An 11,762-nucleotide genomic window follows, 5' to 3' on the forward strand; every position below is an offset into this window, starting at 1 on the left:
GCTGTCAGACGGGCGGGCCCGGTGGCCCGTCCCCTGCCCCCGCCCGGCGCTCCCGCCACCGCCGTACGACGTCCTCGACGTCGTACGGCTTCTTGCCCAGCGGGGGGCCGGGCGGGGGCTTGAACATCATGTCGCGGATCTTGGCGTTGACGTCCGTGATGATCTTCCGGACGATCCGTTCGGAAGGGGCCGCGTAGGCCGCCGCCAGGGCGTCCTCGGCCTCCTTGCGCAGGGCCAGCGTCGGCGGCAGCACGGAGTGGCCCTCGCGGGCCAGCTTCCGCCTGACCCACCACAACTCGTCGTACGGGGACTCCATGTCGGCGGGCAGCGGCTTGCCCGCCCCCGGCAGCCGTTCGAACTCGCCGCGCGCCTCGGCGTCACGGATCTGCTTGTCCACCCAGGACTCGAAGTCGACGCCCGGCGGCTTTCGCTCGGTCATATGACCATTGTGCCCGCCGGGCAGACGCGGTGGAACCGGGCGTTTTATCATTCGGCGGCAGCGAGCGAGCCGTACCGGTCGCCGCGCCCGGCCGTTGTGGCCACCGCAGGGGCGGCCCCCGGCCCGCCAGGACGTCTCAGGAGGAGCGCACGTGCTCGAACTCACCATGGCCGCCGTGTCCGCAGAGGAATCGGGGGCCACGGCCGGCATGCTCATGGCCGAAGCGCCGAGCGAGCCGGGCGCCGTGCTGCGGGTGGGGCGGGACAGGTCGGTGTGCCGGCTCTCCACGCCGGACGACTGGCTGTTCGTGTCCAGGGTCCATCTGGAGTTCCAGTGCGCCCAGGACGGCACCTGGTATCTGAGCTGGCTGCGCGGTTCGCTGCCCGAGCCGTCCTCCGAGGTCCGGCTGACCGTCGGTGAGCAGGTCCACCCGGTCGCCTACGGCGGCAGCGTCGCGCTGCCCCGGGGCGGCAACGGCGAGGTCGTCATCCTGGACCGCGCCGCCCCGCGCAGCGTCAACGTGGGCTTCTACCACGAGCTGTGAGGCCGGCAGGCGCCGCGAGGGCCCACCGGCTCACTCCAGCACCCGCGCCAGCGCGAAGCCGTCGTGCCCCTTGCCGCCGACCGTCTGGATCGCCGTACCGGTCAGCCTCGGGTGGCTGCCGATCAGGTCGAGGGCGGCACGGGTGCCCAGCACGTCCGGGGCGGTGCTGTCCGCGTCGATCACCCGGCCGCCCCGGACGACGTTGTCGAGGACGATCAGGCTGCCCGCGCGGGTGAGCCTCAGGGCCCACTCCAGGTAGTGCGGGTTGTTGACCTTGTCGGCGTCGATGAAGACCAGGTCGAACGGGGGAGGGTTCTCGTCGGCCAGCCGGGGCAGCGACTCCAGCGCCGGGCCCACCCGCACCTCGACGAGCCGGTCCAGGCCCGCGCGGCCGATGTTGCGGGTGGCCACCTCGGCGTGCCGTGGCTCGTACTCCAGCGTGATCAGCCGCCCGTCGGCCGGGAGGGCGCGGGCCAGCCAGATGGTGCTGTAGCCGCCGAGGGTACCGATCTCCAGGATGTACCGGGCGCCCTGCGTCAGGGCGAGGAGCTGGAGCAGCTTGCCCTGGTTGGGGGCCACGGCGATGGGCGGGAGCCCGGCGGCCTCGCTGTCCCGCAGGGCGGCCGTCAGAACCTCGTCGTCGGGTGCCAGACGGGCGGCGAAGTAGTCGTCCACCGCGTGCCAGAGCTGCGATCCGCTCATGCCCTTACCCCTCTCGTCTTTCTTCGTCCGGTCGGTGGCCGGTCGGTCTTCGGTCGGTCCAGTGGCCGGTTCAGCCGACTCGCGCGGCCGATGAGACCGACGCCGCCGACCCTCCCATCTGATCCGCCCCGCGTCCCCGCGGGCAACCCGACCCCCCGGCCGTCTGTCGTCTTCCGGGCCGACGGCAGGACCGAAGCCGGGCCGACGGCAGGACCGACGGCAGGACCGAAGCAGGACGGACGTCAGGTGAAGCGGGGGTTGCCTGCGTCTCTTCCGGGGGCGGCGCGAGCCTCATAAGGTTTGCGGAGGTACCCCCACGCGCGGGACGTGTGGGACCAATGGGGCGGGAGGCCGACGAGGCGTGGCGAACGCGGAACACAGGGGGCGACCGGCGAAGGCGTTCGGAGCCACGACCGTCGACGGTACCCGGACACGTCTGCACACGGTGCGCCTCGGACTGTGGCTGCTCGCCGCCGTCCTGGCCGTACGGCAGGTCGCCACCGTCCTGACCACCCCGCGCGGGGAGCGGCTCACGGACCTCGAGACCTGGTTCGGGCACGACGGGGTGCCGCAGGTCAGCGGCTCGCTCTACGAGTCGACCCGCTTCACCGGCACCCCCTTCAGCGGGCTCGTCCTCAAACCGCTCAGCAGATCCGCCGAACAGGCCCTGGGCTGGGGCTGGACCTTCGGCACGCTGCTGCTGGTCGTCGCCCTCGGTCTGGTCGCCGTCCGCGCCCTGCCCCAGCCGGTCGGCCGGCGCACGGCCCTGCTGGCCGCGCCGGTCGCGATCAGCCTGCTCATGCTGTCGCTGCCCGTGCGCAACACGCTGTGGCTCGGCCAGACCAGCGTCATCCCCGTCCTGCTCGTCCTGCTCGGCTGCTTCGTCGCCCGCGGGCAGCGGACCGGCGGGGCGCTGATCGGTGTCGCCGCCGCCCTCCAGCCCACCCTGCTGCTCTTCGCCCCGCTGCTGTGGTTCACCGGCCGCCGCCGGGCCGCCGCGGCCACCGGCGTCACCTTCGCCGCGAGCACCGCGCTCGCCTGGGCCGCGATGCCGCAGGACTCGTACACCTACTGGGTGCACCACATGGCGGGCGTGGGCCTCGGCGGCCGGGCCGACGACCTCGCCAACCAGTCCCTGCACGGCGCCCTGCTCCGCCTCGGACTCGAAGGCCCCCTCGAGATCGGGCTCTTCCTGCTGCTCGGCGCGGCCGTCGCGACGCTCGGCCTGCGCCGCGCCGTCCGCTACGCCCACGACGGCCAGCTGCTGCTCGCGGTCGCGATCACCGGCTGCGCCGCCATCGCCGTCTCCCCGACCGCGTGGCAGCACCAGCTGCTGTGGGTGCTGCTCGCCCTCGTCGGCACCGTCGGCAGACGCGCCGGTGACCGGCTGCTGTGGCCGGTGGCCGTCGTCCTGGTGATGACGCTGCCCGCCCAGATGATCCTGCCGAACCTGGCGGTCCTCCACCCCGTCCGCGACAACGTGGTGCTGCTCGCCGCGCTCGCCGCCGCCACGGCGATCCCGTTCCTGTCGCGCACCTCGCTGTGCTTCGAGTCACCCGTCCCGACCCGGTACGCACCGCCCGTGCCGACCCGCTTCCGGTACGTCCCGCTGCTGCCGTTCCTGCGCCGGGTCCTGAGCCGCCCCAACCTGCTGCTGGAACTGCTGCTGATCCGGGTCACCTACGCCGCCTACTCCAAGGTGCGGCTCGCGGCGACCGGCGGCAGGGAGCGCGCGGAGGAGCACGCCCGGCAGATCCTCGACCTCGAGCACGTGCTCCGCCTGGACATCGAGCACGCGGTCAACCACGCCGTCGTGAAGATCGACTGGCTGCGGCACTTCTTCGACTTCTACTACACGTCGTTCCACTTCCTCGTCCCGCTCACGGTCCTCGGGCTGCTGTACTGGCGCCGCCCGGTCGACTACCGCTGGGCCCGCGCGAGCCTCGGTTTCGCCACCCTGCTCGCCCTGCTCGGTTTCTGGCTCTACCCGCTGGCCCCGCCGCGCCTGATGCCGAACCTCGGGATCATCGACACCGTGCACGGCGTCCAGGACTTCTCCAAGCCGGACTACGGCACCCTCACCGCCCTCACCAACCAGTACGCGGCGATGCCGTCCCTGCACTTCGGCTGGTCCCTGTGGTGCGGTGTGGTCATCGCGATCATCGCCCCGAAGCCGTGGATGAGGGCACTCGGCCTGCTGCACCCCCTGTTCACGGCCGCCGCGATCGTCGCCACCGGCAACCACTGGATCCTGGACGCGGTCGGCGGCGCGCTCGTCGTCGCCGCCGGCTTCGGCCTGACGTACCTCTTCCAGGGCCCCCGCGCCCGCACGACCGTGACCCCGGCACCCGAGGCCGAGGACGCCCCGGCGGTACCGCAGCAGGCGGTGAGCCCGGAACAGTCGGAGAGACCGGAGCGGCCGGAGAGGGAGCGCGCCTGACCGGCCCGACGGCCGGGCGCCCTCCACCGTCTCGCCCTCGGCACGCCGACCCTCCTGGCGCTGTCGGGGACCGGTGTGAACGGCGAAGGCGGCGGCCCCGGGGATCGGGGGCCGCCGCCTTCGGTATGGGGGGGTGATGCGGGTGGTACAGGGGGGCTGGTGCCGGGTGGGTCAGTACCAGTTGTTGGACTGCCAGAAGTCCCAGGCGGCGCAGGGGCTGCCGTAGCGCTCGTTCATGTAGCCGAGGCCCCACTCGATCTGGGTGGCGGGGTTGGTCTTCCAGTCGGAACCGGCCGAGGCCATCTTGGTGGCGGGCAGGGCCTGGACCAGGCCGTAGGCGCCACTGGAGGCGTTGGTGGCGGTCGGGTTCCAGCCGCTCTCACGCTGGACGATGTTGGAGAAGCACTGGTACTGCGCCGAGTCACCGATCATCTGCTGCGCGGTCGCCTGGGCCGAGGCCGTGGCCGTGGGGGCCGCCTGCGCGGGGCCGGCGGCGATCAGCGTGCCGCAGGCCGCGGCGGCGAGGGCGGCACCGGCGAGGGCCTTCTTCGGGGTGGCGACGGTGCGGAGGATGGAAGCGGCGGACACGTGGGGCCTTTCTTCGGGTACGGGGCGGTCGCCGTAGGCCCGGTGCCGGACCACATGTGGTGCGGAGCGGGGCATACGTCGGCGCCGCGGCCCGTGGGGGGCACGTCGGCGCCTGGCGACCACTCCACAGAAACAGCCCAGGGGTTCGTCCCGCAATGACCGTATTTACTAGCCGTGGTCGCATTTCGTGTGCATTGCCGGGACGCAGTGGGCGGGCATGTGCGCAGGTCGGGGCGGGCGGAGGCCGGGGGTGGGGGCGTGCTGAGGGCTACGACGCCGCTTCGTATGTGATCGAGGTCATGTGGGGTGGTTCACCGTGGTCGGCCGTCGTCGTCACCGTGGGCGTGCGGGGCGATTACTCAGGGGTGCCCCGTGAAGGTGACCGACGTCTCGAAAGCCGCTCGGCGGGTGGCGCGGCGCAGGGCGCGGAGGACCGGGGCGCCCAGGGCCAGGGCCAGGACGACGGTGAGCAGGGCCCGGCCCAGGTCCCAGCCGAGGGACGTGGCCAGGCAGTACGCCACGAAACGGGCCAGGTTGGCGGGGACCGACGCGTCCGGGTCGAAGGAGATGTTCGAGGCGAGGGCGGCCATGAAGGGCCAGCCCGCCATGTTCATCACCGTGCCGTAGGCGAAGGCCGCCAGAAAGCCGTAGGCGGCGATCATCCACAGCTCGGCGCGACCCCGGAGACGGTCCGGGCCCGGGAGCAGGCCCGCGCCCATCGTGAACCAGCCCATCGACAGCATCTGGAACGGGAGCCACGGGCCGACCCCGCCCGTGAGCAGCGCGGACGCGAACATCGTCACCGAGCCGAGCACGAAGCCGAAGCCGGGACCGAGGACCCGGCCGCTCAGCACCATCAGGAAGAACATGGGTTCCAGGCCGGCCGTCCCCGCGCCGATGGGGCGCAGAGCCGCGCCCGTCGCCGCCAGGACGCCCAGCATCGCGACCGCCTTCGGGCCGAGGCCCGACTCCGAGATGGTCGCCGCCACCACCGCGACCAGCAGCACCAGCAGTCCCGCGAAGAGCCACGGCGCGTCCTGCGCGTGGGCGTTGAGGGTGGAGGCGGGCGGGGCCAGGAAGGGCCAGCCGAAGGCGGCCACGCCCACCGCGCTCACCAGGGCCAGCGCCAGGAGCGAACGCGGTCCCAGGCGGACTGCCCGCGCCTGGCGCTGCGCGCCGGTGACGGTGGTCGGGGTGCGTGCGGGGGTCATGACAGGGCCGCCCGCACCTGGGAGACCGTGAGCCACTGCTGCGGGGCCAGGACCTTCGCCACCTGGGGGGCGAAGGACGGTGACGCGACGACCACCTCGGCCGCCGGCCCGTCGGCGATGACCTCGCCCTCGGCGAGCAGGACCACCCGGTGGGCGAGTTCCGCCGCCAGTTCCACGTCGTGCGTGGCCAGGACGATGGCGTGGCCCTCGGCGGCCAGCCCCCGCAGCACGGCGACCAGGCGGGCCTTCGCCGCGTAGTCCAGGCCGCGGGTCGGCTCGTCGAGGAGGAGCAGGGGCGGGCGGGCGGTGAGGACGACGGCCAGGGCGAGGGTCAGGCGCTGGCCCTCGGACAGGTCACGGGGGTGCGTGTCGTCCGTGATCCCGGGGAGCAGCTCCGACAGCAGGGCGCGGCAGGTACCCGGTTCCGCCTCCGCGTCCCGGTCCGCGGCGGCGCACTCCGCGCCGACCGTGTCCGCGTACAGCAGGTCGCGCGGCTCCTGCGGGACGAGCCCCACCCGGCGGACCAGGTCGCGGGGACGGGTGCGGTGGGGCACGGCGTCACCGGTGCGGACCGAACCGGCGGACGGTTCGACCAGACCGACCAGGGCGCCGAGCAGCGTCGACTTCCCGGCGCCGTTGCGGCCCATCAGGGCGACCGTCTCGCCGGGGGCGACCGTCAGGTCGATGTGGCGCAGGGCCTGGACGCGGTCACGGCGGACGGCGAGGGAGCGGACTTCCGCCACCGGGGCGGGAGTCGAGACATCGGCCCTGGTGCGCTTGAACAGGCGCCGACCGGAGGGCGCGGGCGCCGCGTCCTCGGCGGGCTCCCGAGCGGGCTCCCGCGCCGTCGCCGCGTCGGCCAGTCGCTCCCGCAGCCCGGCCGCCCGACGGCGCGCGTCCCGCACGGTCAGCGGCAGCGGGGACCACTCCGCGAGCCGGCCCAGCGCCACCACCGGCGGGAACACCGGGGAGACAGCCATCACCTCCGCCGGCGTGCCGAGCAGCGGGGGCTCTCCCGGCCCCGGAAGCAGCGCCACCTGGTCGGCGTACTGGATGACGCGTTCCAGCCGGTGCTCGGCCATGAGGACGGTGGTGCCGAGGTCGTGGACCAGGCGCTGGAGGACCGCGAGGACCTCCTCGGCCGCCGCGGGGTCCAGCGCGGACGTCGGTTCGTCCAGGACCAGCACCCGCGGGTGCGGGGTGAGCACCGAGCCGATGGCGACCCGCTGCTGCTGGCCGCCGGAGAGCGTCGAGATGGGACGGTCGCGCAGGCCGGCCAGGCCCAGCAGGTCCAGGGTCTCCTCGACACGGCGCCGCATCACCTCCGGAGGCAGACCCAACGACTCCATGCCGTAGGCGAGTTCGTCCTCGACGACGTCCGTCACGAAATGGGACAGCGGGTCCTGGCCCACCGTGCCCACGACGTCGGCGAGTTCGCGCGGCTTGTGGGTGCGGGTGTCGCGGCCGGCCACCGTGACCCTGCCGTGCAGAGTGCCGCCGGTGAAGTGCGGGACGAGACCGCTGACCGCGCCCAGCACGGTGGACTTGCCGACCCCCGACGGGCCGGCGAGCAGGACGAGTTCGCCCTCCGGCACCTCGAAGTCGACGCCCCGTACGGAGGGTTCGGGCATGCCGTCGTACGTCACGGAGACGTTCTCGAAGCGGATCACGACGGCTCCTTGCCGGTGTCCTCGGGGGCGGGGGTGACGAAGGCGGGGAGCAGGCCGATCAGCACGGCCGCCGCCGGCCACAGGGGGAGCGTGGGCGCGACCAGCGGCACCACACCGGGGTGCAGGGCCGCCGGATCGCGCGCGGCGGCGAGCGCCAGCAGCGCCGCGACCGCCGCGCCGGAGCCGGCGACCAGCCAGGCGCGGGCGTCCCAGCGGTCCGGGCGGTAACGGGTGCGCAGGGAACGCCGGCCGCCCAGCCACAGGCCCGCGAGCGCGGCGGCGAGACCGGCCAGGAGCACGGGCAGACCGTGGACGGCGCCCTCGGCGGTGAGTAGTCCGTACGTTCCGGCGCAGACGCCGAGCAGCCCGCCGAGGGTGAGGGCGGCGGTGGTGCGGCGGATCCCGGCCGGGACCTGCGCGGTACGGCCGTAACCGCGGGCGTCCATCGCGGCGGCGAGCGCGACCGAACGCTCCAACGCGCCCTCCAGGACCGGCAGTCCGACCTGCAGCAGCCCCCGGACACCCCGGTCGGGACGGCCCCGCAGCCGACGGGCGGCGCGCAGCCGCTGGACGTCCGCGATCAGGTTCGGCGCGAACGTCAGCGCCACGACGACGGCCACCCCCATCTCGTACAGGGCGCCGGGCAGGGACTTCAGCAGGCGGGAGGGGTTGGCGAGGGCGTTCGCGGCACCGACGCAGATGAGCAGCGTGGCCAGCTTCAGGCCGTCGTACAGGGCGAACGTGAGGGCCTCGGCCGTGACCTCGCCGCCCAGACGGATGCCCTGCGCCCAGTCGGGGAGCGGGACTTCGGGCAGAGCGACGAGCACATGCGTGCCGGGTACGGGGGAGCCGAGGACGACCGCGAAGAGCAGGCGGATGACGAGCACGACGAGCGCCAGCTTGACGAACGCGCCGTAGGAGCGGGCCCAGGGCGCGTTCGGGCGGCGAGTGGCCACGACGTACGCGGAGACGGTGACGAGGAGGGCGTGCAGCAGCGGGTTGGTGGTACGGGTGGCGGCGACACCGAGGGCCAGGGCCCACAGCCACCAGGCGCCGGGGTGCAGGGGAGTTTCCTGCCGGCGGCGCGAGGCGGGGGCGCCCGACGGCACCGGACGTCCGGTGCCGGTGCCGGTGCGCCCCCGCGGCCGGGCGTCGCCAGGTCCTGCCGTCCTAGGCACGACGGCGTACCTGCCGGACCGTCGCCGCACCCAGCAACGCCACCACGGCGATCCCGGCGACCAGACCGAGCGAGGGGCCGCCGCCGTCGTCCGAAGACGCCGACGGCGCCGAGGACTTCGCGCCGTCCTCCTTCTCGGGCGCCGGTGCGCCGCCGCCCGACACCTGCTCCCCGCAGCCCTTCTCCGGGTAGCCCGCGATCGCGCACAGCAGGGCGTTGCTGTTGTAGCGCAGGGGCTCGGCGACGGAGGCCAGGGCCTCGGCCGTCGTGGCGTCCGCGGGGACCCGGGCGCAGGCGGTGCGGCCGTCCGGCGGGGTCTCGCCGGACGGGGCGTCGGCGGCCGTACCGAAGTCGATGACCAGGGCCACCCGCTTCTCGCCGTCCTTCGCCGGGGTCTTCGCGCAGATCGCGGAGAAGTCGGCGGCGCCCCGGGGCCGCGTCGCGTCGGCGGAGTCCTCGCTGACGGCGAACCGGAAGCCCTGGACGTCGCCGTCGGCGGGACGGGCCGTGGAGGGGCCCTGGGTGGCGTACGTCCACGCGTCGCCGTCCAGGTCCCAGAACGACCAGTACCGGTAGCCGGCGGCCTGCGCCTGGCCCGCGCCCGCCAGCAGCGGCAGGAGCGCGGCCAGGAGCAGCACGGTGGCCCGGCGTGTCACGACTGCTGCTTCCTGCTCCGGCCGCGCAGCAGGAAGACGACGCCGACAGCGGCGACGAGGCAGACCCCGACGATCGAGGCGGTCCACCAGAGGCCGGACCCGGAGCCCGACTCGGCCTTCGTACCGTCCTCCTCGTCCTGCCCGGCCTTGCCGTCGTCCGCCGTCCGCGAGGACTTCTCGGTGGCCGGGCCGGCCGCCGAGAGCTGCTTCACCAGGTCGGTGCCGCCGAAGGCGCGCGGGTCGGCGCCGGTCGCGTGGGCGGCGAAGATCAGCTGGGCGTAGGCGGCGGGGCCGCTCTGGGCGGCCCAGTCGGCGGCGTTCTCCTCCAGCCAGGCCACGGACTTCGCGGCCGGTTCGGTGGCGCCCTGCGCGGCGAGCGCGACCACGGCGTCGGCGGTGTTGCCGTAGTCGGGCTGGTCCTCGGAGCCGGGGAGGGCGGAGACGAGGTGGCCGTCCTCGGCGAGCACGCCGATGAGGTGGGCGGCGCCGTTGGCGGCGGCCTGCTCGGGCGTGTCCGCCTTCTTGCAACCGGAGTCCTTCGACCCGCCCTTGCCGGGTTCGACCACCAGGCCCGCGCCGAGGGAGCCGAGCACGCCCGCCGCCGTGGCGTCGGCGTTGGCGACCAGTTCGCCCTTCTTGCCCGGCTGGAAGGCGAACGCGCCCGCGCCGTCCTCCCCGCTCTTGCCGCTCTTGCCGTCGCACGGCAGCGCCAGCTTCAGCAGGGCGTCGTAGGGGGACTTGCCGTCCTTGACCACCTCGGCCGGCTTCTCGCCCGTCGCGGCGAGCGCGCCGATGACGACGGAGGTGGAGTTGGCGTCGCTGTCCCCGCCCGCCATGTAGCCCCAGCCGCCGTCCTTGTTCTGCACGGACTTCAGCCAGTCGAGGGCCTTGCCGGTGACGGCGTCGTGCCCGCCGAGGGCGGCGAGGGCCTGGACGGCGGCGGCGGTCTGGTTGGTGTCGACCATGGTCTTGGCGTCGCACGCCGTGCCGGTGTCCGCACGGTACGGGGCGAACGAGCCGTCGGCGCACTGCTGCCCCGCCAGCCAGTCGACGGACGACTTCGGCGGCTCGACACCCACCGTGTGCTGGGCGAGCAGGGCGAGCGACTGCCGCCACACACCGTCGTACTGCGGATCGCCCTCGCCGTACAGGGCGGTGGGCAGGGCCTGCTGGGACGGCGAGGGGGACGGGGACGAGTCGGCGGCGGCCGGTGCGGCGGCACCGATCACGGCGACGGCGGCCAGAGCCGCTGCGCTGCTACGTATGTTCATGATCGGCGGATGCCTCTCTCCCTGTGGGGAGCCAGGCAGCACGGGACATCCCGGCGGCTCGGCTCCGTATCCCTCGACGGTGCCGCGCCCCGGCGGACCGCCGGGCGCGTGAGCCGGTCACGAACCGTTCGGGGCATTCCGGCTCGCCGTCCCGGTGGACGGCTCACGGTTGCGGGTCAGCGCCGGAATTGCACCGGCTTCCCCCCGTACGGGTGATGACGACGCCGTCACTCTACCCGCACGTAAGGAAATGGTCAGGAGCGGGCGGTTCCGCCGGATCCGCCCAGTCGATCAGTCGGCAGGCCGTCTCGATGTCGATCTCGACCTGGGCGATCGAGGCGCGTCCCGACAGCCAGGTGATCAGGGCCGAGTGCCAGGTGTGCTCGATGACGCGGACCGCCGAGAGCTGGTCCGGGGTGGGGTCCCCGAGGTCCATGGCGTCCAGGATGATCCTCGTCGTCCGGCGGGAGACCTGGTCCACCTCCGGACTCACGCTGCGGTCCGCGAAGGTCAGTGCGCGCACCATCGCGTCGGCCAGCTGCGGCTCGCGCTGGAGCGCGCGGAAGGCCAGCATCAGGGTCCCGGTGACCCGTTCCGCGGCCGTGTCGCCCGCCGGGGGCTTCTTCCGCAAGGTGCGGTGCATGCGCTCCAACTGGTCCTGCATGGTGGCCACCAGCAGGTGGATCTTGGACGGGAAGTAGCGGTACAGCGTGCCCAGCGCCACCTGCGAGGACTCCGCGACCTCCCGCATCTGCACCGCGTCGAAGCCGCCCCGGCCGGCCAGCCGGGCGCTCGCGTCCAGGATGCGGCGCCTGCGCGCCTCCTGACGCGCGGTCAGGGGTGAGGCGGGAGAGGCTCCGGTGGCGCCGGCCTCCATGAGCGCGGCCTTGTCCGTCTCGCGGGCCTTGTCGGCGTTACCGGTGTTGCCGGTGTTGTCGGTGTTATGGATCTTTTCGGCCTTGTTCGGCTTGGGTGGCGTCGCCGCCTTGGCCGCCTTCTTCGTGTGGGCTTCCGCGGGCATGGGTCCCGTTCCGTGACCGTCGGTGAGGGGTGGTGATCGGACA

Annotated in this window: 11 protein-coding genes and 1 riboswitch; of the genes, 2 read left to right on the plus strand and 9 right to left on the minus strand. The window is 73.9% G+C overall.

Going from position 1 to position 11,762, the window contains the following annotated elements; all coding sequences use genetic code 11:
* Window positions 1-4: 4 nt before the first annotated feature.
* Complete coding sequence (locus tag JL475_RS20295) at window positions 5-439, minus strand: DUF1992 domain-containing protein (RefSeq protein WP_202279214.1); 435 nt, start codon at window positions 437-439, stop codon at window positions 5-7.
* Between the two features lie 151 nt (window positions 440-590).
* On the opposite strand from JL475_RS20295, the gene JL475_RS20300 reads away from it, so the two are divergent.
* On the plus strand, window positions 591-983 hold the full coding sequence (locus JL475_RS20300; RefSeq protein ID WP_202279215.1) for an FHA domain-containing protein: 393 nt from the start codon (window positions 591-593) through the stop codon (window positions 981-983).
* A gap of 30 nt (window positions 984-1,013) precedes the next feature.
* Here JL475_RS20300 and JL475_RS20305 read toward each other — a convergent pair whose 3' ends face one another.
* The gene (locus tag JL475_RS20305; RefSeq protein WP_202279216.1) at window positions 1,014-1,685 is read right to left on the minus strand and encodes an O-methyltransferase; all 672 of its coding nucleotides are present in this window, start codon (window positions 1,683-1,685) and stop codon (window positions 1,014-1,016) included.
* Between the two features lie 361 nt (window positions 1,686-2,046).
* On the opposite strand from JL475_RS20305, the gene JL475_RS20310 reads away from it, so the two are divergent.
* Window positions 2,047-4,125 (plus strand): phosphatase PAP2 family protein, encoded by a 2,079-nt coding sequence (locus tag JL475_RS20310; protein WP_202279217.1) that lies wholly within the window; start codon window positions 2,047-2,049, stop codon window positions 4,123-4,125.
* 171 nt (window positions 4,126-4,296) lie between these two features.
* Here the strand turns inward: JL475_RS20310 and JL475_RS20315 are convergent, their stop codons facing one another.
* The 7 genes from JL475_RS20315 to JL475_RS20345 all read right to left on the minus strand — a co-directional run bounded on the left by JL475_RS20315 (window position 4,297) and on the right by JL475_RS20345 (window position 11,575).
* Window positions 4,297-4,713 (minus strand): transglycosylase SLT domain-containing protein, encoded by a 417-nt coding sequence (locus tag JL475_RS20315; protein WP_202279218.1) that lies wholly within the window; start codon window positions 4,711-4,713, stop codon window positions 4,297-4,299.
* Window positions 4,714-5,072: 359 nt separating this feature from the next.
* Window positions 5,073-5,924 carry an ECF transporter S component gene (locus JL475_RS20320; protein ID WP_202279219.1) on the minus strand — a complete coding sequence of 284 codons (852 nt, stop codon included), beginning with the start codon at window positions 5,922-5,924 and terminating at the stop codon, window positions 5,073-5,075.
* Window positions 5,921-7,594: an ABC transporter ATP-binding protein gene (locus JL475_RS20325; RefSeq protein ID WP_202279220.1), complete on the minus strand. Its 1,674-nt coding sequence runs from the start codon at window positions 7,592-7,594 to the stop codon at window positions 5,921-5,923. Before JL475_RS20325 ends, JL475_RS20320 begins: the two co-directional genes overlap by 4 nt.
* On the minus strand, window positions 7,591-8,703 hold the full coding sequence (locus JL475_RS20330; protein WP_202279280.1) for an energy-coupling factor transporter transmembrane component T: 1,113 nt from the start codon (window positions 8,701-8,703) through the stop codon (window positions 7,591-7,593). The genes JL475_RS20325 and JL475_RS20330 overlap by 4 nt, the downstream gene beginning before the upstream one ends.
* Before the next feature lie 61 nt (window positions 8,704-8,764).
* Entirely contained in the window at window positions 8,765-9,427 is a 663-nt protein-coding gene (locus tag JL475_RS20335) for an SCO2322 family protein (protein ID WP_202279221.1), read from the minus strand.
* Entirely contained in the window at window positions 9,424-10,698 is a 1,275-nt protein-coding gene (locus tag JL475_RS20340; protein WP_202279222.1) for a prenyltransferase/squalene oxidase repeat-containing protein, read from the minus strand. Before JL475_RS20340 ends, JL475_RS20335 begins: the two co-directional genes overlap by 4 nt.
* A gap of 131 nt (window positions 10,699-10,829) precedes the next feature.
* A riboswitch (cobalamin riboswitch) is annotated at window positions 10,830-10,902 on the minus strand.
* A 28-nt stretch (window positions 10,903-10,930) separates the two neighbouring features.
* A complete protein-coding gene (locus JL475_RS20345) occupies window positions 10,931-11,575 on the minus strand; it encodes a TetR family transcriptional regulator (protein WP_237407736.1) in 645 nt (214 codons plus the stop codon).
* Window positions 11,576-11,762 lie beyond the last annotated feature (187 nt).

The sequence above is a fragment of the Streptomyces sp. M2CJ-2 genome, assembly GCF_016757295.1.
In the GTDB taxonomy this organism is placed as follows: Bacteria; Actinomycetota; Actinomycetes; order Streptomycetales; family Streptomycetaceae; genus Streptomyces.